Source organism: Streptomyces corynorhini (assembly GCF_003346515.1).
Taxonomy (GTDB): Bacteria; Actinomycetota; Actinomycetes; order Streptomycetales; family Streptomycetaceae; genus Streptomyces; species Streptomyces corynorhini.
This window is the reverse complement of record NZ_QQNA01000084.1, coordinates 17,451-41,536: the sequence shown is the minus strand read 5'-3', so window position 1 is coordinate 41,536 and position 24,086 is coordinate 17,451. Positions and strand designations below refer to the sequence as shown.

Sequence of the window (24,086 nt, the reverse complement as noted above, 5' to 3'; positions counted from 1 at the left end):
CCAGCATCGGACGTAACCGAGCACCACACAAGACTCCCGACGCCCCGCGCGGCTCCCGCGTCCCGCCGTGGCCGACGGGCTGCGCGCCCTCAGAGGAGCAGAAGCGCGGTCGTGATGAAGATGACGATGAGACTCCCCGCCACCCCGAGCACACAGCCCGGACTGTTGCTGAAGTCGGAGAGGCGCGCCGCGAGGGTGAGCGGGGGCATCCGGGCGGGAGGCGGGGCCGGGCGGACGTTGACCGGTGGGCGTGATGCCGTCGGCGCGGCGCTGGGTCCGGCGGTCGGCGCGGCGGTCGGTGTGGCGGATCGCACGGTGGCCGCCGACGGCTTCTGGCTGATCACGTCGCGCAGGATCTGCTGCCACAACGCCGGCGGGAGATCCGGGACCACGCCGTCGGCGGGTTGGATGATGGCCTGCCGCAGCCAGTTGACCGCGGTGGGAGGGCGGTCCCGGCTCATACGGTGCAACAGCTCACCGAGATCCCGCAGGTAGCGTTCGTCCCTGGCCAGCGGGGCGACGGCCCAGGCGAAGAGGTCGGCGGCCCGCTGGGTCGATTCCGTGCGGGAGAGCAGCCCGTTGCCCGGTCGGTGCAGGTCGTCGGGGCCGTGAGGGCCGTTCGGGGTGAGGTAGAGGTCGTTACGGAGCACCTCGGCGCACAGCCTGTGCCGTACCTCGTCCCGGCGTGCGTGGCGGCGGCCGTGGCCGCCCAGCTCCCGCAGCAGCAGCTCCACGGCGTCCGAAGACGGAACGCCGGAGCACAGTTCGTTCACGAGGTGTTCGTCGGGCAGGTCGCGCAGTCGCTCCGACAGGTTCTCGGCCGACCGGTCCCGCCGTGTGGGGTCGTTGTGCCGATAGGAGCGCAGTACCTCGTGGAGCGTTCGGTCGTCGTGCGCGACCGGCGCCGGGGAGGCGACGGGCGACGGCGATGGTGATGATGGCTGCCACGTCTCCTGCCGTGGTTCCGTGCGCCGTTCCGGCCTCGGTTCCGACCTCGGTTCCGGCCTCGGCGGTGGCGCCTGGGAACGGGCCGGGGCCGTCGGCCGGCGGTCCGCGGACAGGATCCGCGTCAGCAGGTCGCGCCGCCGCGTCCAGTCCAGCGCCGCACCGTCCGGTAGCTCCTCGACCAGGTGCGGTACGCCGGGCGGGGCTGCCGGGTGCGCGAGCACGTGGTCGACGAGCCTGACCGCCATTTTGTGCTCGTACCGAGGCGTGGCCGACATCCGGCCGATGACCCGGGCCAGCGGCCCCGACTCGCCCGTGTCCGGTTCCCAGCGCGGTACGCACGTCAGCCGCAGGGGGTGCGTGTCGAGGGTGTCGTAGGTGGCGAAGGTCCACTCCCGGCCCAGCCACGGGCCGAAGAGCATGAAGAGGCCGAGATAGACCAGCGGCGCCGCGTCCTGGTCCGGCCGGTCGGGCAGCCTTACCTCGTCGGTCAGCAGCGAGATCCGCTGTGCCGGATCGCGCAGCCATTCGGCCGTGACCAGCATCAGGGTGTCCCTGACGGTCGGCAGCAGCTCCAGCATCGCGGGCAGTCGCTTGCCGGCGAGGTCCTGTAGTTCCCTTACTGTCAGCTGCCGTTGTGTCCCCGCCGCACCCTCCACCTTTTCCCGGTTTTCCCAGCCGCCGTGCGTGAGCCCGAGACACAGCCGGGTCTTGAGGATGTTCGAGTCACCGATCAGGACATGGCTGACCGTGCTGGGCCGGCCGCTCCGGTCGGTGGTGGGCCAGCGCTGGGCGAGCATGATGTCGCCGTCGCGGGAGAGGGTACGGACGAAACTGGGCCTGCGCGGGCCCTCCGTACCGGATACCCAGAGCAACGGCCCCAGTTCACGGCCCAGTTGCTCGGCACGTTCGGCCGAGCACGAGTGGGAGACGGCTGTCATGCCGGTGCTCTGGCGGCCGTGGTTGCCGTCCCACCGGAAGACCACCTGGTGCACCACGCCACTGACGCCCGTACCGGCAGGGGTCCCCTGGCCCGGCCGGCCGCACCCTTCGCTGTCCTGGAAACCCGTCATCTCGCTTTACCTCCTACTGATCCACGGAATCCCCCGGCCTCCGTCGTCGGCATCGCCTCGATCGCCGGCCCCGGGTCCGCCCCCGGGTCCAGGGAGAGCGACCGCGCGCCGTCCCGTACCTCGATCACCCCCCGCATCGCCAGCAGCGACACCAGCGGTTCGAGCACCCGCCGGGGCCGTGCCCCGGCCGGGAAGCGCCCCCTGTCCTCCTGGCCGCCGGTGGCCGACGCCACATGCAGGGTGCAGTGGCGGATCGCGTCGAACGGGCGCAGCCACGCCGGACCGGCGTGGTGGCGCAGCAGCCCGTACACGTCCTGGCTCTCCTCGCGCAGCCACGCCGTGTCGAGCGCGCCGGCCGGAGGCGGTGGCTCGCTCAGCCAGCGGTCGACCGGCGGCCGGAACCGCAGGAGGTCCGCCTTGGCAAGCACCACCGCCGCCGCGACATCCAGATACGGGCCGTTTCTCGGCAGCCGGTCGAGTACGGTGCCGAACGCCAGATCGCCGTCCCGGTTCACCTCAAGGCCCCAGCGCTCCCTGGCCCGGTCCAGCTCCGGCAGCGGGAGCGCGAGCGCCGGGTCGACGACGAAGACCATGGCGTCGACGCCCAGCAGGAAGCGGAGCGCCGCGTCCGTCCGTACGAGATCCTCGCCGCCGAGATCGAAGAAGGCGACCGGCCGCACCCGGCCGTGGGCGTCGGTGATCAGCAGGGACTCCACGAAGCGGGCGAAGCCGTCCAGCCGCAGCCCGCCGGTGTGGTCGAGCACCCGGCCGCTGCGCAGGGGCTGCACCCGCTCGCGCACGAACCGGGCGTGCTGCTCGGGGTTGACGGACTGCCAGGTCAGCCCGAACGGTTCCAGGCCGCCGTCGGTGATCTCGGCGATCATCTGGGTCAGCAGATGACTCTTGCCGGTGGAGGACTGGCCGATCATCGCGACGGTCAGCGGTCGGCCGTACATCAGATAGGGCACGGGGATGAAGTGTTCGGGGAAATCCGGGTCCGCCGCGCACTTCTGGACGGCGCCGCGCATGAGGTCCTGGCGGCGCAGCGGGTTGCCGATGGCCGCGAGGTCCAGTGGCTGGTACTGCATCTTGCTGTCGGGGACGAACAGGGCGGAGAGGTCGAGCTGGATCGTTTCCAGGCAGTACGGGCACAGCACGTGACCGCCGTCATCCTCGGCGGTCACGGGTGCGGCTGTCAGGTCGTACGTCTCCCGGCCTGGAGGCTCCTGGCTCTGTGCCTTCAGCCGCAGCGCCTGCGCGAACGCCTCCCGGTGCGGGCCCGTCTCGTCGGCGGCCACGGTCAGGGCGACGCGCCGGGCCGCGCCCGGGGCCAGCAGGTCCAGCAGCCGGTCGGGCGTCGGGCGGTCCACGGCCAGCGGGGCGAAGGCGCCGCGCAGCGTCTCGGCCAGCATCCGGTGCTGGCCGAGGTCGGCGGGGGCCCGGTCGGCGGCGCCCGGTCGGCCGGTGGCCAACTGGTAGAGCACCTGGGCCGCGCTCCACACCGCGTCCCTGGAGTCCACGAGCCCCTCGCCGCGGCGCTGTTCGGGCGAGCAGTACGGCGCCCGGCCCCACGGGGTCCTCGGCCGGCCGGTGCGGGCGATTCCGTCCAGCCCCCAGAGCTGGAGCGACGTGCCGTCCCACCGTACCGAGGCGGGCGAGATCCCGCGCGGCACCAGGCCCTGACCGGCCAGCAGGCACAGGGCCAGCAGCAGATCGCGGGCGAGGACGCGCTGGTCGGCCGCGCCCATCACATGCCTACGGGCGGCAGCGGTGCCGCGCGGCGCCTCGTAGAGCAGGAACGGCTCGGCGCTGTCCAGGTCGTGGCCGATGACCCGGGGGAAGAGCGCCGCGTACTCGGTGGAGTCGAGGATCCGGTGCAGTCGCAGCGCGGTGCCGGCCTCGGTGTCGAGCAGGGCACGCGCCGCGGGGTTGGCCGCGTCGGCGGCGCTCAGGCGCACCTGGACGCACTGCTGCCCCTCGTCGTCGAGCAGGGCGTTCCGGGCCTGTTGGGGCAGCAGCGGATCGCGGCGTGAAGCGCGTCCGAGGCGGGCGGGGGCACTGCGGTGGCCCCCCGAGGGCGTGGTGAAGGCGAGCGTGGCACGCTGCGGCCCGCCCGGTGTCACGGGCCCGGAATACGAGATGTCGCTTACCACCGGTCACTGTCCCTTCGCGCGTCATAGCCGTCCGGCTCGTGGACGCCCTGTTCGGGGACGCCCGGGTGGGACGGGTCGTGCGGGTGGTGTGTGTCGTAGGGGCCGTCGGCGCCCGTACGGTCCGGCTCGGTGCTCCGGCGTGACCGCACGGTGTCCACCACGCCCATCCGCAGCGGAGTGAGCCGGATCAGTCCGGCGTACCGTCCCGACGAGGTCCACAGCGCCTCCTCGGGCGGGATCGAACCGCTCGCCTGCCACGCGTTCTCGACCTCGGCCCGCACGGCCTCGGGGGCGAACCGGACCCACACCGCCGCCGCCGGGTCGCGGCTGAGCAGCGCGCCCTGTTCGGGCGAGGAGAGCTGTACGACGGCCTGCCGGTCGGCCTCGGCACCGACCAGTTCGGCCGGCCGGTGCGGGTCGGTGCCCAGCAGGTTCGCCGAGGAGGTACGGGGGCGGTCGCCTGCCGTGAACGGCGGTGGGGCGAGCACGCCGTTGTGCCGCAGATGCCGGCGTGCCGTGGACAGCAGGTCGTGGACCCGTTCCTCGGTGCGGTGGAGTGCGTGGGCGCCTGCCTGGCCGCGTTCGACGGCACCCCAGTAGGGCTTCATCGCGACCATGGCGGCGTCCGTCAGGTCGCGGACCAGGGTGGCGACCAGCTCCGGCCCGCCCTCGCCGCTCTCGCGTTCCAGCCAGCGCGGGGCGCCGGCGGGCGCGGTGGATCGGGCGGTGGCCGTCACCGGCGCGGGCGGGGCCGCGGGCGAGTCCTGCCCCCCGTACACGTGCGCCCACGCGTCGGCTCCGCCGTCCCCGCCGCCCCTGCCGGTGCCGTTCCCCGTTGCACCCCCCGGCACTCCGCCGGGCTCCGGTCCGTACGCGGCGAAGGCGTCCAGCTCCAGGGCCGACGCCCCGGCCAGCCAGCCGTCCGCGTCGAACGGCTCGGCATCCGGCGCGTCGGCGGCCGTTCCGCCGGTCTCCATGGCGGGCACCGACACCGTCTCGGGCACCGCCTCGGCGTCGGCGGCCGCCGCCGTCGCGCGCAGCATCCCGGCGACGGAGCGGGCCGCGTCGGCGCAGTGCAGGCGTTCCTCGGCGGCCCAGTGCTCCCGTACCGCCTCGGCCAGCAGATCGTCCAGCCCCGCCAGGGCCCGGCGCAGCGCGGCCGTGCCCCGGTCCGTTGCCCACACTCCGGCGGCCTGCCGCCACAGCCGGCGCGCCGTCTCCAGCGCGAGACCGGCACCGAGCAGCAGCCCGACGGCGGACAGCCAGAGCGGATGCTCGGCCGGATACGCCAGCGCCGCACCGGCCGCGGCCCCACCGACTGCCGCGATCCGCAGAGCGAGGGCGTGCTCCGTGAGGAGCGCGCCCGACACACCCCCCGTGGCCCGGCCGCCCCGGCCGCCTCCGCCGGGCAGTCGCGCCGCGCCGAGCGCGAGCAGCCCGATGAACACCAGCGGTACGACGGTGGCCAGCGGCAGCAAAGCCCCCCGCCACGCCCCGCCGAGCAGCGCCGCGACGGCCACTGCCGTCGTCGCCCACGCCACCGGTCCTGCGGACGGGCCGGACAGCCCGTCCCTCTCGTCCACCGAGGGGGACGCGCCGGCTGTGTGCGCGTCCAGTCTCGGCACCAGGGCCGAGCCCGGCACCGGCTCCACCCGCCCGGCGAGCCCGGTGAAGCGCCGGGCCACCACGCGCAGGGACAGCCCCTGTTCCAGCAGCCGCTTGGCGAAGTCCCGCAAGCCCTCACCGATTCGCTCGCCCACGCCCTCCGCCGACGGCACCCGCAGCCCGAGCGCCGACAGCCTGGCGGCCGCCTCCGCGGCGGACGCGGGCGTACCGGCACCGGCGCCACCGCGCAGCGCCGTACCGACCAGCTCCCGGTACTCGTCGAGCGCCTGCCGTGCCGCTCCGAGATCCGCGTCGAACGCGGCCGCGCGGCCCGGACTCAGCAGCCCGGGTAGGGAGCGCAGTTCGGCCAGCGTGTACTCGGCGGAGTCGAGCGCCTCCGCGCACGCGTGGTACGCCCCGTCCGCCACCCCGTCCGGCTCCCGGTGCGGCTGGTCACGGCCGCCTCTTTCCTCCACCAACGCCCTGAGTCCGGGAGGAAGTTCGGTACCGGACCAGAAAGCCTCCGGCAGCACGGGTACCAGCTCGGTGTCCTCACCGGCGAAGCGGGTGAGTGCGTCGCGCCAGGCCCGCTCGCGTACCTCCGGCGGCAGATCCTGCTCCAGCAGCCGCACGCCGGGCGCGCCGACCGCTCCGGGCAGCGTTCCGAGCGTGTCGAGCACCTTCCGGAATACGTCGGGGACCGACAGCAGGTCCACCAGGACCGCGAGCGCCGCCGGGTCGTCGGGCGCCGCCTGCTCCAGCGCCGTACGGGCCGAGCGCAGGTCGCCCGCCCACAGCAGGGCGGTCCCGGAGGCCCGCAGCGTCGCGGGACGCACCAGCCGCCGGTCCGGCTGGAACGCCTCGTCCTCGCCCGCGTACGAGCCGGGCGAGCTGCCCAGCAGCAGGACCAGGATCCTGACCTCGCCCACGGCCCGGTAGGCGGTGAGGAGTTCGTACTGGCGCTGGTGGTCGGTCAGCCCGGCCGGGGTGTCGACCACCAGGAACCGCGGATGATCGGGCTCCGGCAGGCCGGCCTGGCCGAGCTGCTGGGCGACCCGGTGGCGCAGCGCGGGGGCGGTGGCGAGTTCCGCCGCCCCGAACCGCAGGTCCAGATGGACGACGGTGTCGGTCTCCTCGGGGGTGATCATTCCGCGTCACCGTCCCAGGGGTTGTGGCGGTCGGCGGCGCGGTCCCAGTCCTGGTTCCGGTCGAGGGCGTCGGAGGAGTCGCGGCGGCTGTCGCCCGGGTCGTCCCAGGGCGCCGCCGGGCGCTGGGCGCCGTGCCGCGGAGTGCCGTGCCGCTCCGTGCCGAACTGCTCCGCGCCGTGCCGTCCGGCGTCGTGCCGTTCTGCGCCGTACCGTTCCGCGCCGTGCCGTCCGGCGTCGTGCCGCTCCCCGGCGGACCGCTCCCCGGCGGTGGTCCGGCCACCGTCGCCCGCGTACCCCTCACCGCCCGTGCCCACCGGCACCAGCGGCTCCGTACCCCAGTCGTCCTCGTCGGCCACGGAGCGCCGCGGCTCCGGTAGCTCCTTGCGCGGGCGCGGCTCCGGCGATCCGCCGCGCACGTGCTCCAGCAGTGTGCGCAGAGTCGGCTGGACCGCGCCCTTGTCCCCGAACTCGGTGTCGAGCGCGGCCGGCAGGGTCACCGCCCAGAACTCCCACCGGGGCCGCACCCATCCCTCGGCTCGTTCCCCACCGCTCTGTCGGCGGGCCGCCAGCAGTTCCAGCTGGCGCGGCGCGATCTTCTCGACCAGTTCGACGAAGAGCGGATGCGGCTCCACGCCCTCCCCGGTGAGATCGAGCGGCTGGGCGATCATCAGGCCGTGGCAGTAGTCCTCGACGGTCCGTTCGTCGTCGAGGACGGTCCAGCGCTCGTACGAGCGCAGCAGCTCGGACCAGCTCGACAGACCGCCGTTCGATCCGGCTCCCCGGGCGTCCCCCAACCGCAGCCGGACACCCGGCACATGGCTGCCCTTCTCCGGGAAGAGCCGCAGACGTACCCGGGCCGGTGACGCGGCGTCGCCGTCGAGCACGTCCACCTGGCCGTTCCACAGGCAGCACAGCAGCCGGTGCAGGATAACGCGGCGGTCGTCCTCGCAGCTCACCATCCAGTCGTCCTTGTACCCCAGCCGCTGGCGCCACCGCAGCACGTCCTTGGCCTGCTCGGAGTCCTTCGCCCTGGCCCATTGGCGGAGCACCTTGCGGGCCTCGGGCACCTGGGTGAGGCTCATCTCGCTGCGGAACAGGACCACGGTGATGGAGTCGCTCTCCACCGGCCGGTACTCCACGGAATTCTTGCCGTCGGACGGGAGCCCCAGCGTCTTGCCGAGGAACTCCTCGACCTCGTCGACGCCCTGCACCCGCGGGTAGGTGACGAGGATCCGCAGCAGCCCGGTGCCCTCCGGGGTGAAGCCGACCGGCAGCAGCCCGGCCAGTTTGCGGCCGAACATCTCAAGTGCCTCCCTGCTGACCTGGTCGGTGGCCTCCGCATCACCCGCGGCGGCGGCCAGGAGAGTACCCATGGACGGCAGCAGCGGGCGCTCCTCGAACTGTTCGCCGCTCTCGGTGAACAGCCGGGTGACGCGGGCTTCCAACCGCGCCTTGACGGTCGCGACGGCGCTGTCCGGGTTGCGACGGCTGAGCCCGTGGACCGTGCGCCAGGTGTCCCCGTCGATCAGCTTGAGCAGGAGGGCGGCCTCGGTGTCGCCCTCGCCGAGGTCCTCGCGGCGGATCAACCGGGCGACCAGATCCTCGTAGAAGTAGTTGAGGGTGCGCTGCGGCGGCAGAAGGTACGAGATGCCGGTGCGGTCCTCGTACAGTTCGAGGCCCTTCTGCGCGGACACCTTCTTCTCCAGCTCCGCATGCTTGTGGAAGGCGTTCAGCAGGCGGGCGAGGTCGGCCCCCGCGGCATCGGCCTGCGGCTGCCAGCGCCGCTGCTGCTCCCGCCACGCCTCGTGCCATACGGCGCGGCTGCGCCACTGATACCAGTCGTCCTGCTCCTGGAGGGCCGCCTGGACGTCGTCGTCGCCCCACCGGGCCGGGGACATGCCGGCAAGCCGGCCCTTGATCCTCGGCACCTTGGGCGGCTGTGCGGTCACCCCGGGCGGGCGCTGGGGAGTGCGGGCCCGGCTGCCGAGCATGCCGAGGAAGCCGTCCCGGGCGATCGAGTCGTCGCTGTTCGGAACGCCCCTGACGACGCGTTCGGCGAGGAAGGGATCGACGGTCTGGAGGAGCTTCTCGACGGCGGGGCGGGGCGAGAACCGCTCGGCCATCGAGGCGGCCTTCCGGTCGGCGCCGGACTGGAGCACGGACAGCTGCCGCTGCATGTCCCCGAGGCGCTCGCCGAGCGCCACCTCGATGACCCGGCCGCCGCGCGGCAGCTGCTCGGGGTCCGGAACGGGCAACTGCTCCCGCTCCCACAGCTCTTCGAGGTGGGAGTCGGCGAAGAGCTGCCGGATCAGCGGCACGATTCCGCGCGCGGGCGTACGGGGCTGGTCCACCAGGTCGGAGACCGCCTCGCGCAGCAACCGGCCGGCGACCAGGTCCGCGAGCTGGTCCATCGGGGCGGTCATGGAGGCGACGAGACTGGTGGAGACGCCCTGGCGGCCGATGCCGGTGGGGGAGGGGGCACTGCGGTGGACGCCCCGGTTGATGAAGCTCGCCGCGAAGGTCTGGAAGTCGTCGGAGGCCATCGTGCGGCCCCGGGCGCCGCCCGGGGCGCGGCCGTCGCCCAGCTCCGTACCGATCAGGGACAGCACCAGGGAGACGATGGAGCGGCGCAGGTCGTCCTGGCGGATTCCTGCCGTCGGGCTGAACAGGAAGGCGGTGGGCAGGATGCCGGTGCCGAGACGGATCGGCGGGGTGCCGCCCGGGTAGCGGATGCCGTGCTGGTCGTCGGAGTCCAGATCGGCTCCCTCGGTCGGCGCGTTCTGCCCGTCCACCAGCCGGAAGAGATCGACGAGGGCGCGGGCCGCGTTGAGGTCGGCCTCCTGGCCGCCGCCGGTGGCCGAGGAGAACGAGGACGGCATGACGACGAGCGGGTAGACCTTCACCCCTTTGAAGCGGCGGATCCGGAACGCTTCGTTGATCAGGTGCAGATAGTCCAGGAAGATCCCGGCGCCGGTGCCGCCGGCCACCGAGAAGGCGACGAACACGTCGCAGCCGTTGACCTTGCTGCCGCCCAACTGGCTCAGCTCACCACCGGCCTTGGCCATCGCGTCGATCGCCTGGAGCAGGGGTTCAAGAACCGGTTGGAGGCCGTGCCGCAGGGTGGCGAACAGGGCAGCCCGCCCGACGGTGGGCAGCTGGCCCGCGCCGTCGCGCAGCGGGGTGACCTCCGGCTCGTCGGCGCGCGGTGGCAGCCAGCCGGCCACCTCGTCGCGCAGGCTCGCCCGGAGCATCTTGGTCACTTCCGGTGAACTGTCGAAGTTCGGCAGCAGGTTGTGCGTGGCGCGGGAGGTACGGGCGTACGCGGCGCGCTGTGAGGGAGGCACGTTGTACAGCGGGAGCCGCTGGAGATCGGACTCGCTGTAGTCGGCGTACACGAACTGCAGACAGTCGGGCAGTTGGTAGGGGGCATGACCACTCAGCTGGCTGAGGGCGGTGCCGTCCGGGCCGCACAGCTCGCCGCGCAGTCTGCGTTCCAGTTCGGCGCCCACCAGACCACCGGTGCCGCCCAGGCCGACGAAAAGCATCGGCTGGAAGAGTTTCATGATGTGTTTCCTCCCGCTTTCGGCCGTATCGGTGGCCGACTTGTCCTCGGTGCGTCTGGGTGCCCCGTTCGGCATGGCTGCCGGAAGGCGCTGTACGGGGCCGATGCGGTGACGGTCTCCGGGGCCGGGCGGGCCGCCCGGCCGGTCACCGGTACATGTCGTAGGCGCTGTCGCCGCCCTGACCGGTGGAGAGGGGGGTGGTCGTGTCGCCGGTGCCGGTGCCGGTTCCGGACCGGGGGCTCGTGCGGATGCGGGAGCGGATCCGGGAGCGGGACGGACTCGCGGGGGCGCCCGGCCTGGGGCCGCCCCTGGTGTCCTCGCCCAGGGACAGGCTCAGCGAGTCCGTGAGCGGCACCTGCCCGCGCGCGGGCAGCCGGGTCTGGCCGCCGCCCCGCTTCCGCAGCACGGCGCCGCCCTCGGGGCTGCGCCGTACGGCGTAGGGCCCGTTGGCGCGCCGCTCGATGCGCGGGCTTCGATGCGGCTCGACGACGGCGAACTCGTACCACTGCTTCGTCCCGTGCCCGGCCGGGTGCCGGCCCAGGATCTCCCCCTCCGCGGAGACCAGTTGGAGTACGAGCCCGAACGGATCCCGCCGGATACGGCGCTGCCGAAGCCAGGCCGCGACCATCGCCCCGACCACCGCGGCCAGGACGGCCGCGGTCGGCAGCACCCACCAGTACCGTGCCCAGACGCCGGGTTTCGGTGTCACCCGTACCGAGAGCGAGGAACGCACCAGGGGGCGGTCGCCGTCGGTGGTGTCGATGACGGTGGCGACCCCGCCGAGCCGCAGGCCCCCGTTGTCGAGCCGTCCTCCGAAGGCGCCCGCCCCGGCGACCTCGACCGTCACCTCGGGGCGCGCCGACTCGCCCGGCTTCACCACGATCTCGGACGGCGTGACGGTGAGCAGGCCAGGCGCGAGGTCGGTGACGGACAGCCGCAGGGTGTGGGGGGTGTCGCTGGTGTTGTGGACGGCGAGGGAACCGGTGACCCGGTCGCCGGGATGCGCGTCCGCGTCGGACAGGGACAGCGCAGAGGTGACGGCCGGCACGGCGGGGGCCACCCGGCCGCTCTCGCTGCGGGTGTCGGCGCGCAGTCCCGAGGCGGTCAGGGTGCCGCTCACCTTCAGCGCCCCGCCGGCGCGCTCCGGAATCCGTACCGAGCCGGTGAACGCCCCGTCACCCGCCGCCCGGTCGGGGCCCTCGCCGTCGTCGGTGAAGCGCAGCGGCACCGGCGTGAAGCCCTCCCCGGTCAGCTCGCCGCGGACCCGCAGCCCCGCGTAGTCCTTCGGGTCCGCGATCTCGTACCCCTCGCGGGTCTGCAACCGCATGGTGACGGTGGTCCGCCGGCCGGGCTCCGGCGACGGCGGGTCCATGGTGATCGAGCCGCGCAGCTCGCCCTGCCACAGCACGCTCACCCCGACCGGCAGCGAGCGGTGCCCGTCGGGTGCCTCGGCCTTCACCTTCCAGACGCCGGGCACCGGGTCGACGATCTTCAGGGCCTCCACGTTGTCACCGGCGCCGGCCAGCTCGAACCGCGATTTCTCGTACGTGCCCGAGGAGGGCACCCGGTGCCCGAGCGGATCGATATAGCTGATGGTCACCTTGGGGTCGCCCTTGTCGACGACGATGCTGCCCACGGTCGCCAGCGGCGAGATGGCGACTTCGAGGGTGGCGGGTGGCCGCTTGCTCTCACCGCGCTGGTAGCGCAGGCAGTGGGCGGCGGCGAACGCCTGCTCCAGCATCGGGCCGACGTCCTTCGCACCGGAGACCTTGCGGGCCTTGGGGCGGGCGGAGGGCAGCTCGACACAGCCCTTCTGATAGCCACCGGCGGCCATCCGGTCGAGCTGCGCCTTGTCCGGGGCAGGGCCGAAGCCCAGGGGCCAGATCTGGACCCGCTGGTCGGCGGCGTCCTTCAACGCCTGCTTCAGCTGCCGTTCGCCCTCCTCGGCGCGGTGCGAGGCGGCGCCGTACTTGGGGCTGTCGGTGACGTCCAGCACCCCGTCGGTCAGCAGAAACAGCACGCGAGGCACCGACTCGTCGGTGCCTTTGCTCAGTTCGTGCACCCCCTGCCGGATCGCGGCCGGAAAGTCGGTCCCGGTGCCCTCGCTCTTGCGGCGGCCACGCAGCTTGCCGACACAGGCACCGATCGTCTCGCGTCCCGCCGCGTCCAGCGTGGTGCGTGGGCAGACCGGGTCCACCGCGCTCTGGTCGTCGGACTCGGCGGCGGCGAACCCGAAGACCGTGACGTTCGACGCCGCCGAGACGTCGCCCAGCGCGATCCGCGCGGCGGCGGCCTTCTCCGCCCTCATGTCCTCGGGTGCGAGGCTGGCGGACTCGTCCACGGCGACCACGTAGTCGACCGCGGCGAAAGATGGTTCGGACGCGGCCACCGGCACCGGCCGATGTCCGTCCGAAGCCACCGGGGCCAGGAGTATCGCTGCGGCGCCCAGCATGCTCAGTACGCCCGGCATACCGCGCGTGCGGCGGCGCCCCCGGCCTCCTCCTGCCTTCCGTCTACTGCTGGCTCTTTCCACGGTCGTCCCCTCGACTTCGCTTCGGTACAGGTGGGTTGCGCATGCGGATGGGCTCCGCGCGCAGGTGGTGTGTGCGTGCGGTCAGAACGCGGTCAGGCCCCAGATCAGCACCAGCGCCGCCGAAGGGGCCAGGGCGCTCACTCCCCAGCGGATGGCCCGGTATTTGACGGAGAGGATCGTGCTGACGTCCACGGCCTGTATGAGCAGCCAGCCGGCCGGGTCCCGCCCGGCGTCCGCTATCTCGGCGGTCAGCCGCGCGTGGTCGAAGGGCGGCACCAGATCGGCGAAGAACGTCACTCCGTCCCGGTCGCGCACCGTCCCCGTACGGGGCATGAGCGCTCGCACGAGAGCGATCACGGCGAGCGCCCAGAGCACCCCCGCCAGGACCAGCGTGAGGTCGGCGGGGCCGTGCCACTCGGGCGCGCCGTGCCGGCCGATCAGAAACGCGGGCAGTGCCAGCGCCGCGGAGAGCAGGATGCCGGCCTTCGCGTCGGCCCGGCCCAGGTCCTCCCTGACCGTGGTCAGCAATCGGTCGGCGATGCGCTCCCCCGCCCGGTCGTGTCCGTGCAGACCCCCGTCCGGCACCGGCACGATCGGGTCGGGGGCGGCGCGTACGGTCGCGTCGTCGGTCATTGGTCCTCCTCGGCCCAGGACCAGCCGTCGTCCCGGCTCCGGCGGCGCGGCGGCCGCGATGTCGCGTCCTGGATGTCGTCCACACCGTCGAAGCGGTCGACGTGGCCGGTGTCGTCGATGTCGTCGGCCGGGCCGGGCCGTCGGTCCTCCTTGGGCAGCGGTTCGTCCGCCACCCACTCCGGGGTGAACGGCGCTCCGGGCGCCGGATCGAGGGACGGAGTGTCGCGGCGGGCGGGCAGCGAGCCGATGGGTCCCTGGATCGCGGGACGGCCCTGTACCGAGCGATGGCCCCCGTTGAGGAGGTCGAGCGCCTGCGTCTCCACGTCGGTGGAGTGGAGCTGGCCACCGGCGACCATGGCGAAGAGCCGGTCGACCCGGTCCTTCTCGTCCTGTCTGCCCTCCTGGCGGATCTTCTCCAGGAAGTCCCTGGTCACCGAGTCGGTCGCCATCATGTAGCTGAGCTGGGAGAGTTCCCCGCCCTGCAACATGGCCCGGATTCTGGTCTGGCGCACCTGAGTCAGCTCGGCCGACGCGTGCGCGTCCCGGATGCCCTCCACGTGGTGGATCGTTCTGTCGTCCACCCGCAGGCGCGTGTACAGCCGCACACGCAGACCGAGTTCGTCGCCCAGATCGTCCCAGCGTCCACCGGCGCAGTGCCGGGTGATGGCACGGTTGGCCTCCTCGGCCCGGTTCACCGGGAAGTCGGCCGACACTTCACGCAGCCGTTCCAGCGTGGGCGCGGTGAGCCGCTGGGCGACATCGGTCACCACGGCGACGGCGGCCAGATGGGGATCGACCACGGTCCAGTGGATGTCCACCTCGGCCTTGAAGAATGTGGCGCCGCCGGCGGCGGGCAACTCCATCTGGAGGGTGGTCCCGAAGGTGCCGAGCGCGATCTCGCAGACGGTGAGCGGCCTTGCCAGGGCCCGCTTGTCGTAGTGCTGGACACCGGAGACGGTGGCCACGCTGTGGCCGCCGTTCCGGTAGAACAGCACCAGGGCCGTACGGGCGCTCGGCGGTCGGACCGGGCCCGCCGGTCCGTAGTCCCGCAGATACGGACCCGCCGGCGTGGGGCTGTTGGCGGTGTCGCTTCCGACGGCGGCGCCGTCCTCCTCGGCCGCGCCGTTCGCCCGCGCGGCCCGGTACCGGTCCTCAACCATGCCTGTCCTCCTCGCCCGTCCGCTCCCGGGGCGGGGTGGCGAGCCACCACAAGGAGCGCGCCTGCGCGTCGGGGAGCGGATTGTCCGGATCGTTCATCATTCGGCGCAGCAGCCAGTCCAGCCGCCGTCTGTCGTGGTCCTGGTTCATCAGCGCGGGCAGCAGCGCTGCCAGCCCCGGCCGCGTCCACTCCGAACCGTCCGCGCGAACCGCGGAGCGCAGCAGTCCGGCCAGTGCCTCCATGGCCACGTCCTTCGACCGGGGGGTGTTGAGCGCGGTCCAGAGCAGGTCGGCCATGTCGGGGACGAGGCCGGGGCGGGCAGCCGCCAGAGCGAGCGGCAGCGGCCAGTCCGCCCGCTCGCCCAGCGCCGAGCCGATGTCGTCGTCCAGTACCTCCGCCACCACGGTCGTCGCGAACCGGACCGTGGTCACCAGACCGAGATCCTGGTAGGTCTCCTGCCGGTGGTGGGTCCAGTCGGACATGGCCCGCAGCACCGCCGCGCTGTCGGGGAGGGGCAGCAGCCGTACGACATTGAGCGAGACGATCGCCAGCTGATCGCCCTTGTCCCGGACGCCGATCCGGGCCAGCGCGGCCAGGGTGCCGTCCGTCGAGGCGGCGGCGTTCCCGTACCCCAGCGTCATCGCCGCCGTCCAGCGCAGCGGCTTCGACCCGTACCGGCTCCAGTCGTCGACCAGCTTCCGTACCGCTTTCCTGTGCGAGGCGTGGCCCGCCGCCTGGTCGAGTGCGGTGGCGGCGTAGATGCGCCGACGCGGGGTGGCCGCCTCCGCGAGCGGCCGGATCAGCTCGGCGTATCCGTGGTCGAAGTCCCGTACACACAGCTCCCCGGTGGCCACCGCGGCACGGATCCACACCTGGGGCCGGGGATCGTCCGCCAGCAGCCGCAGCCAGCGCACGACCGGCGCCCTCACGGGGAAGTGCTGGTCCCAGATCTCGGACAGAACGACGGCGGGCAGCGCGGAGCCCCGGTAGCGGATCAGCCGGGCGGGCACTTCGGCGCCCGCCACCTCGATCCGTCCCTCGGTCAGCTCTGCCCGGGAGAGCATCGCGTCGGCGGCGGGGTCGTCGCAGAACAGCGGGCGTGCGGGGGTGTGGTCCGGATCGCTCTGTACGGACAGCTCCCAGGTCAGCAGATGCGCGGCGGCGGCGACGGCGCTGTGCGGGGCCCCGCCGAGCACGGCGAGCGCGATACGGAATGCCACCGGGTGGAAGAGCACGGCCGCCCGGGGGCGCGCGGCGCCGCTCAGACCGCCGTCGCTCCCGTCCGGGCCGGCGGCGGCCGGAACGGTGAGCGCGCGGTCCACTCCGGCGAACCACTCACGTGCCTGCCCGGCCGCGAGGCTGCGGCAGCCGGCCAGGAGTTCGTCGTCGCTGACGGCCGCCAGAAGGCGCCCGGCCAGCAGGGACGCGAGCAACTCGGCCTCGACGGGGCGCAGATCCGTGAGCCCGACGGCGTCCCGGACGTCCTGGCGGTCCGCCAGCTCCTCGGCGCGGCGCAGCAGCTCCGCGACGCGGGTGCCGCTGTCCGGGGCACCGGGGTCGGCGTCGGCGTCGGCGTCGGCGGGGGAGCCGACCGGGGCGTCGGCCCAGGACCGGGTGTCCGTCCGGGCCTGGGCGTCTGTCCGGGCCTGGGCGTCTGTCCCCGAGGTACCTGCACCGGCCGGGGCGAGATGGTCCTCCACGTACTCGCGCAGCCGCGCGGCGAGCAGTTCCGATGTCGGCACGGGCGGGCAGAGCATGCCGTACCGCCCGGCGAGCAGCGGGTTCGCCGCCGCTCCCGCCGTCACGACGATCACTGCGAAGGCCAGGCAACTGTCCAGTTCTGCGGCCAGCCCGTCCAGGTCGAGCGCATCGGGCGGCGGCGAACCCGGCTGGCCGATCGGGAGTTCGAGGAGATATCCGGTGCCGTGCCGTTTCCGCGCGTCGGACCCGTCCCGCGGGCCCGAGTTGGTCAGCTCACCCCGCAACTTCCGCACTCCGTCGACCGGATCGACCCGCGACACACGGGCGCGTGCGCCGGTGCCGCTGCCGGACTCCGGGTCCGCACCGGTGTCCACCGCGTCTGCGGGCGCGAGGAGCGTGACCTCGTCGAGGAGGGAGAGGGCGGTGCTGGCACGCCCCGTGCCGGGGGCGCCGGCCAGCACCAGCAGCCGGCGCGTGCTGAGCGCCTGGCGCAGTTGCACGTACCCCTTCGGCTCCACGTGGATCCGGCGGATCCGGCGCAGCTCGTCCTCGGGAACGCGCCCGGTGCGCGTCTCCGCACCGGTGCGGCGGCCGTCCAGCCGTAAGTGGATGTCGCCGATATGGGCGCTCCCGATGAAAGAGCGGTCGATGGACGTAAGGTCCCGGCCGGTGCTGTACACGTTGCGGGTGGAGCGGCGGGCCCGTGAGGCGGCGGCGAGATCGGTGTGCCCGTCCTCGCCCTGCTCCTCGGCCAGCGGATCGCGGGTGTGCTCCCTGAACCGGCCTGCGGCGTGGGCGCGTTCGCGCTCCTGCTCCTGCTCCCTCTCCCGATCCCGCTCGGCGGATTCGGCGGATTCTGCCGTCTTCCTGTCGTCCGGGCCCGCTTCGCCGTGGTCGCGGCCCGCCTGCGGGTCCCCGGCGCCGGGCTCGGGGGCGGCGGCGCCGGCCCGCTCTTCGTCGCTCATGGCGCTCAGCTCTTCCGGCGATCGGCGGCGTCTGTCGTCCGGCCGATGTGCACGGGATGGTGGTAGACGTTGCCCCGGTGCTGGGACATGTCGCCCTGTACCGAGTAGCGAGCGCCGTCGTAGTCGTCGATGTCGATGTCGTCGTCGTCGTCGTGGTCGTGGTCGTGGAGAGCGTCGGGCGCCGCCCGGTACGCGGTCGCGGAGGCGCCCGAGGATGCCGGACCGGAGGACCCCGTCGGCTCCACCGGACCCACCGCGACCTCCGGAGCGGGCCGCCCGGGAAGGTGGAACCAGGCCGTGACCTCGCCTTCGCCCGGCTTGAGCGCCAGCAGGGCCGACGTGTAGCGCGAGGGCTCGATGAACTTGCCGCCCCCGCTGACCACGTCCGCGTACAGCGACTCCGACACCACCAGGACGAGATCGGCCCCGTCGGCCTTCAGGAGCCGCCGCGCGGCGTCGGAGTCGGCGAGTCGACAGGCGAGGTCGACCGCGCGCCCGCTGATGCCGTTGTCGTCGTGGCGTACCGGCCCGACGTGCATGCCGATCCGCAGCCCCAGCGGCAGGCGCAGCGCACGGTTCTCGTCCCGCAGCTTCTCGTGCAGCTCGATCAGCCACAGGCCGAGCAGCCGGGTCACGGGGATCCGTGAGGGCACGGACAGCAGCACCCCGTCACCGCGGTCCTCCAGGTGGAAGCTGCTCCGCGCCACCTTGGCGTGGTTGAAGGCCGTTTCGAGCACCCGATAGATGCGGGCCCGCAGCTGCGGCCGCTCCACGTCGTCGTACCGCCCGGAACTCCGCGCGTCGATGTTGATCACCAACTCGTAGCGCGCCTCGTCGACGTCCATCGCGTCGTGGTCCACCCCGTACTCCTTCTTGCTTGTTCGGTCGCCGCCCGTCCTCCTCAGCGTCGGGCGCGGGGCGGGGGCTGTCTGTAGCCGTTTACACATGCCGGAGTGGGGGATCTCTACCTCTGCTGCTCCGGTGTCCCCTGCTGACTGTTGCGGCGGTCGAGCCTGTTGTGGCCGTCATGACCGTCGTGGCCGTCCGCGAGCAGTGCGAGCAACTCCGGGTCGAGGATCTCCACCATGCGGTTGCCGGTCCGAACGATCCGCTGGGCACGCAGCAGCCGCAGCGCCTTGGCCACGGCCTCCCGGGTGGCTCCGACGGTGGCGGCCAACTCGTCCTGGGCGAGATGCACGGAGGCGCCGGTGTACGCGGTGCTCAGCACGGGAGGGGTGTACGGGCCCGCAGGCTCGGCGCGGGACAGCTCGGTGAGCCGGCGGGCGAGCCGCTGGAGGACGGTGAGGGAGGCGAGCGAGTAGCGCTCCTGGTCGGCGCTGCGGAGCCGGAAGGTGAGCTGTCGTATGACCAGGCCGCTGACCCGCGGGTGCTGGGCCAGGAAGCGCCGGAACGCGTCCCCCGGGATGACCAGGGCCTCCACCGGGCCGAGAGCGCGCACGGTGGCGCTGCGCGGATGACTGTCCAGCGCGGCCATCTCGCCGAGCAGCTCACCGGGGCCGCGCAAGCCGAGTATGAGCCGGGTCGCGCCGCGGTCCGTCGCCACGGAAACGGTCACCCAGCCGTGCAGCATGATCATGACGTGCCTGGACCGGTCGCCCTCGGTCAGCAAATGGGCGTCGGCCTGATAGTGCTTGCGGTTTCCGAGGGCCGCAACGCTCTCGTTCTCTTGAGTGGTCAGAGCGCGTGCGAACGCCGTCTCATCGCCAAGCAGCCCCATGTCCACTCCCCCCGTGGCAGTTCGGACGGCTGAATTGCATTGGCGTTTTTTCGTTGGCGTTGATGGTGACAGAGCGACGTTCCCTGGCGCCCTGATTGCGCCACTTTTGCGCTACCGACCGGTAGACGCCGAACTGCCAGGTAGACGACCCAGGACCGCCGAGCCCGAACCACACCCAGAACATCCGCAACACTGGCATCAACGACCCCTCCGTCCGGTCTCTCCGCTCCTGTCCCCTGCCGTCAGCCAAACCTGAGGTCAGCCCGTTTTGCTGGGGGGATCGGGCGCGCAGGAGGTCGAAACGGTCAGGCAGGGGGACTTGGCGCAAAGTGTGGTTTCCGCCGAGGGGCAGTGAGTCACTGTGACGGAAGTGCCTCACCGGCTGCCGATATTCCTGTAATGGAGGTGTTTCCGCCGGTCTCTGCTCCCCGGCCGACACGGGCACGTGCAGCGGCGCTCTCGGCCGCGCCCCGTCCCGAACGCTGCCCGCCGCGGGCCCGGTTGTCCCCACGGTGGTGTGCCGGAAGCGGCCATGCTGCTCTCGGCCCGAAAGGGCGATGCCGACTGCGGTATCGGCAGTGTGATCGCTGCACGACTCCGGCCGGGAGCTGCCCGGCCACGCTGTACGTGTCACCGGCCTTCGGTGCGACGAGATCGTGCCGACCGCGGCGAGTCGATCGTCACGAAGCAGGCGGATTGGGCCGTGCACGCCTGCTCCACCGGTACAACAGGCCCTTGGCCCTTGGCTCCCGGCTCCTGGCTCCTGGTGGGTGAGTGTGGCGGCCCGACGGTCCGGGTGATCGATCCGGAAAAGGATCCGCTGGTGCCCCTCGCGGCTGGAGGGGTCCGACAGGCCGGAAGCGCTGAGGGCGCGGGACGACCGGGCTGGGTGCGAGGTCGGAGACGTGCCACCGGAGACGTCTCCGTCGCCTCCGCGGACGGTCGTATGAACGAATAATGCTCGCCGCGGTTGCGTGTATGGGGGACTTTTCTCTGCCGCAGTCGAAAATAATCAGCTGCGGCATGAAGTGTGGGGGATTCCGGTCACCTCAGTTGACCCTCTGGCGGCGTGTCCGATAGCGTCCTTAAATGTGACGGTGCGTCAAATAGACGTCCGTGAGGGGGAGGGGATCCAACCATGCCCACGTCTTTGAAGCCGGTGACCACCGGTCTGCCCGCCGATCTCAGGGAGATTCGCAAGGGGGTCATGGCGAACGGCGTCATCGACTGCGAGAACCTGCTGGCCATCGTCAACGACCCTCAGGAGGTCGAGGACGCGGCCAAGCGTGCCCAGAAGGCCGGACAGCCGATCGGCGAGTACGCCCGCACGCGCGCCGAGATCCAGCGGCTCCTCGGCACTGCGAGCAGCAAGAAGGCCAAGAACGTCGGAGAGTACGCCGACTACATTGCGGCCGGTCTGCGGGGGGACCTCGATGACCATTGGTCGCTGCCGCAGATCACCCTGTGGTCGCCGCGCCCGCTGGTCATCTCAGAGGACGGCTCGTCGGCCCTGCCGATCAAAGACGGCCTCTACGCTCTCGACAGCGAGACACAGGTCACCGCCTGGCATCGGATCAAGAGAAACCCGGCCGCGTACGACCTGGAGGAGTGCGACTTCGGTGCGATCCCGTTGTCGTTCGAGATCTTCCACGGCATCAGCGTCATGGCCGCCCGCCAGATCTTCCATGACCGCAACTTGAAGGGCGTTCCGGTCGACAAGTCCTTGGCGATGTCCATGGACGGCCGCGATTTCGGCACCACCGTGACGCGCAAGCTGATGGAGTCGCTGACGGTGCCGGCCGGTGAGACGCCGGTTCCTCTGTCCAGCCTGATCCTCACCGGTAAGCGCCAGGTGTCGGACAAGGCTGTGGAGTGGATGACGATGTCGGTCCTGCGGACCCTCGTCGCCACGGCCATGCTGGGCAAGGCCGGTATCCATGCTGCGTCGACCGGTATCGAGTACGAGGACATCCCCGCCGACACGAGTGGTGACCGTCCGGACAAGGCCGTTGTCCAGCGCGAGGTCATGGAGACGGTGGGCGCGTTCCTCCAGGAGAACGCCGCGCTCTTCCACGCCAAGACTGCCGTCACTGCCCCCGCCGTCGTGGCCGGTCTCGGCGCGACCATGAACCGCAGCATGTCCTGGAGCGCCGACCCCATGCCCGAGGGGGTGACCCTGGAGCGCGTGCTGGAAGGTATCGAGTGGGAGCGCGAGGCGAAGTACTGGGGTGGTGTCGCAGCCAAGGTGACCGACCGGGGGGCCGTCTCCTGGGCCGGCGGCGCGCGTGACTCCGGCCACAAGGTCTACGAGGCGCTGAACCACCCGGAGAGCGACACGGGTAAGCAGATCCGTGGACGGTTCTGACTTCGCTGTCGCGCCAAACCTGAAGTACGTCGCAGTCTGACCGGGTTCGAGGCCCGACATTTTCAGGCGAGTAGGGATCCCCTGGCCGGTCCGTTCGGTCAGGGGTGATTCCGTTTGGGCCCGCTGTTCGTTGGCTGTTCTAACAGCGCACTGGTCCGAATCCCCATCGGTCGAGGGAGGTCAGATGCATCGCGCTCTGCCCTGGATGGGGATTGTGCTCCGAGGAGGGAGCGGCATCGTGGTCGGTAGTTATCGGCGGGTGTACGCCAGACCGGGGGCTCGGTCGAGGTCGAGGGTGAATCGATCCGCTTGGTCCGCGGCGCTGTTCAGGGTGAGGGTGTAGCCGTTGCCGGTGTACGTCGTCTGGCCGGTTTGGGTGAGGTGGTCTGCAGTTCCTCGGCGCCACAGCTGGAGGGTGCCGACGCTGCGGGTGAGCCGGAGGCTTCCGGGTGCCTGGTCGCAGGTGTAGGTGCCGAGTTCGATGTAGGCGCTCTCGACGCTGACTGCGTCCTGCCCGCAGGCGACGGCCTTGGGGTCTCGTTGTGCGGCTGCCACACGGGGGAGGAGGTCCCTCGGGTCCAGGTCCGGGTGTTCCCGCAGTTCCCGCAGGAGCGCAGCCGTGGTGTGGTCGGCTGCGGTGCCGGCGTTGTTGGACAGGCAGATCAGTCGAAGTCCTGTCGCGTCCAGGTGAGTCGTGGCGGAGAAGCCCTGTTCGTGGCCGTAGTGGAAGACGGCCGTTCGTCCGGGGCGGGCGTCGGCGTAGAGGCCGGGGCCGTAGAGGTAGGGCTGGTGGTCGCTGGGCTGGTAGCTGAGGGCGTCCTGCCACGGGAGCCGGTGTTCGCGCTGCCATTCCTGGTGGAGGTGCGCGAGCCATCGGTCGAGGTCGCCGACAGTGGTCCACAGGCTTCCGGGGCCGGGCAGGGTGACCGGGGCTTCAGTGTGCTGCCAGCCGTGCGGGGTGGCCTGGTAGGCGGCTGCGGCTCCGGGGATGACGTGGCGGGGGTCGGCCTTGAAGTAGGTGTCGTTCATGCCGAGCGGGCCGAACAGGTGGAGCCTGGCAAGGTCGTCCAGCGTGGTGCGGTGAATGGTTTCGAAGATCTCGGCGAGGAGGAGGTAGTTGGTGTTGCTGTAGAGGAAGTGGCCTTTGGGAACGGCACGCTGGGTCTGGCGGTAGGCGAGGGTTCGCAGGTCAGTGGCGGTGTAGTGGTCGAGGTCGCGGAAGCCGGTGAGCGAGAGCAGGGACTCGGCGTCGCGGATGCCCGACTGGTGGGTGACCAGTTCCGCGACGGTGACATCGCTGATCTCCAGCTTGGGCAGCAGCTCTGCGGCCTTCTGGCTGAGCGCGAAGAGACCGTCCCGGGCGGCGAGCAGGACCAGGTGTGCGGTGATCTGTTTGGCGGCGGATCCGGTGTTGAAGGTGGTGTGCGGTCCGATGGCCAGTCCGTGTTCGAGGCTGGCCAGGCCGGTGTGCAGCAGGGCAGGGTCTTCGCCGGGCCTGCGGATCAGGACGGACAGACCCGGGGCGTCGTGGGCGTCGGCGTTCATAGGTCGAGCGCCTGCTGGTGGACGGCGGCCAGACGGAGGCGCAGGCCATCGTCGCTGATCAGGTTCAGAGCGTGTGTGTGGTCGGTGGCGGTTTCGGCGAGGAGGCTTCGCTGCTGGTCGAGGTAGGCGGTCAGGAAGCGGTGCAGGTCCCCAGTGGTGCCTCTCAGCGCGTGGGCGGTGTAGAGCATGGTCAGGGGGAATGCCCAGCAGGCGTGGAGAAAGCCGAAGGCCGGCCGCATCGTCTTTTTCCAGGGTGAGCGGAAGTGCGCCTGGGTGTCGATCTTGCAGCCGGTGGCAGTGAGGGCGTCGTTGAGCCAGTTGTGCCCGGCCTCGTGGATGAGGTCGCGGGCCAGGACGACCGGGTCACCGACGTGGTCCATGAACACGGTGCCGGGTAGGCGTGTGATGGTCCAACTGTCGAGGGTGTCGCCGAGGTTCTTGGCCCGCAGCAGGCACACGACGACGGCGTGCGCGGCGAGCAGCTCGCTGAAGCCCGCGTCCGCGGCTGTGGCGTATGAGACGGCCGCGAGGTTGCGCACATCCGGCGGGGCAGGTTCGGTGCCTGGGCCGAGCACATAGTAAGGGGTCTCGGAGATCGGGGATCGGGGCAGTTCGGCGAGATCCGGAGCGACGACGACGCGTGCTCCGACGGCGGTGGGGGTGGTGCGGGTGGTGGCTTCCGCGTCGGGGTGGTTGGTGTACCAGCCGAAAGTGGCGATGTTGCCGACGCGCGCGGCGGCTTCGGCTCCTTCGAGGGTGTGGTGGGCCAGGCAGTAGTCGGCGGCTGGGCTGATGTCGGACTGAGTCGGCTGTGTGCCGGGGCGGATGACCGCGTGGATACGGCGGGTGCGGTCGTGGTGCAGGCGGGTGATCGGTGGGAAGCCGAAGATGTCGGCGAGGCTGTCCACGAAGCGACTCCTGTTCGGTGGTCGGGCCTGGGGCCGGGGCGCGATGCTGCGG

General features: G+C 72.0%; 13 protein-coding genes. 1 reads left to right on the top strand and 12 read right to left on the bottom strand.

Annotation, left to right across the window (positions count from 1 at the left end; genetic code table 11):
* Nucleotides 1-89: 89 nt before the first annotated feature.
* The 10 genes from DVH02_RS12410 to DVH02_RS12365 all read right to left on the bottom strand — a co-directional run bounded on the left by DVH02_RS12410 (nt 90) and on the right by DVH02_RS12365 (nt 19,216).
* Entirely contained in the window at nt 90-2,018 is a 1,929-nt protein-coding gene (locus tag DVH02_RS12410) for a hypothetical protein (RefSeq protein ID WP_114623840.1), read from the bottom strand.
* Nucleotides 2,015-4,141 carry a protein kinase family protein gene (locus DVH02_RS12405; RefSeq protein WP_233518185.1) on the bottom strand — a complete coding sequence of 709 codons (2,127 nt, stop codon included), beginning with the start codon at nt 4,139-4,141 and terminating at the stop codon, nt 2,015-2,017. The genes DVH02_RS12410 and DVH02_RS12405 overlap by 4 nt, the downstream gene beginning before the upstream one ends.
* A 23-nt stretch (nt 4,142-4,164) precedes the next feature.
* Complete coding sequence (locus tag DVH02_RS12400) at nt 4,165-6,924, bottom strand: hypothetical protein (protein WP_114623839.1); 2,760 nt, start codon at nt 6,922-6,924, stop codon at nt 4,165-4,167.
* Nucleotides 6,921-10,487 carry a tubulin-like doman-containing protein gene (locus tag DVH02_RS12395; RefSeq protein ID WP_114623838.1) on the bottom strand — a complete coding sequence of 1,189 codons (3,567 nt, stop codon included), beginning with the start codon at nt 10,485-10,487 and terminating at the stop codon, nt 6,921-6,923. The genes DVH02_RS12400 and DVH02_RS12395 overlap by 4 nt, the downstream gene beginning before the upstream one ends.
* A gap of 145 nt (nt 10,488-10,632) precedes the next feature.
* Nucleotides 10,633-12,906, bottom strand: coding sequence for a VWA domain-containing protein (locus DVH02_RS12390; protein ID WP_158575873.1), 2,274 nt, complete (start codon nt 12,904-12,906; stop codon nt 10,633-10,635).
* Between the two features lie 195 nt (nt 12,907-13,101).
* Entirely contained in the window at nt 13,102-13,653 is a 552-nt protein-coding gene (locus DVH02_RS12385; RefSeq protein ID WP_114623836.1) for a Pycsar system effector family protein, read from the bottom strand.
* Nucleotides 13,650-14,813, bottom strand: a complete 1,164-nt coding sequence (locus DVH02_RS12380; RefSeq protein ID WP_114623835.1) for a hypothetical protein — start codon at nt 14,811-14,813, stop codon at nt 13,650-13,652. The genes DVH02_RS12385 and DVH02_RS12380 overlap by 4 nt, the downstream gene beginning before the upstream one ends.
* Nucleotides 14,806-17,478, bottom strand: a complete 2,673-nt coding sequence (locus tag DVH02_RS35560) for a hypothetical protein (protein ID WP_199566255.1) — start codon at nt 17,476-17,478, stop codon at nt 14,806-14,808. The genes DVH02_RS12380 and DVH02_RS35560 overlap by 8 nt, the downstream gene beginning before the upstream one ends.
* 5 nt (nt 17,479-17,483) lie before the next feature.
* The gene (locus tag DVH02_RS12370) at nt 17,484-18,338 is read right to left on the bottom strand and encodes a nucleotidyl cyclase domain-containing protein (RefSeq protein ID WP_114623834.1); all 855 of its coding nucleotides are present in this window, start codon (nt 18,336-18,338) and stop codon (nt 17,484-17,486) included.
* Nucleotides 18,339-18,442: 104 nt separating this feature from the next.
* Nucleotides 18,443-19,216, bottom strand: a complete 774-nt coding sequence (locus DVH02_RS12365) for a Crp/Fnr family transcriptional regulator (protein WP_114623833.1) — start codon at nt 19,214-19,216, stop codon at nt 18,443-18,445.
* Nucleotides 19,217-20,354: 1,138 nt separating this feature from the next.
* On the opposite strand from DVH02_RS12365, the gene DVH02_RS12360 reads away from it, so the two are divergent.
* Nucleotides 20,355-21,581, top strand: a complete 1,227-nt coding sequence (locus DVH02_RS12360; protein WP_114623832.1) for a DNA sulfur modification protein DndB — start codon at nt 20,355-20,357, stop codon at nt 21,579-21,581.
* Between the two features lie 249 nt (nt 21,582-21,830).
* Here the strand turns inward: DVH02_RS12360 and DVH02_RS12355 are convergent, their stop codons facing one another.
* Complete coding sequence (locus DVH02_RS12355; RefSeq protein ID WP_114623831.1) at nt 21,831-23,126, bottom strand: serine hydrolase domain-containing protein; 1,296 nt, start codon at nt 23,124-23,126, stop codon at nt 21,831-21,833.
* The gene (locus DVH02_RS12350; protein ID WP_114623830.1) at nt 23,123-24,034 is read right to left on the bottom strand and encodes an aKG-HExxH-type peptide beta-hydroxylase; all 912 of its coding nucleotides are present in this window, start codon (nt 24,032-24,034) and stop codon (nt 23,123-23,125) included. Before DVH02_RS12350 ends, DVH02_RS12355 begins: the two co-directional genes overlap by 4 nt.
* Nucleotides 24,035-24,086: the final 52 nt, after the last annotated feature.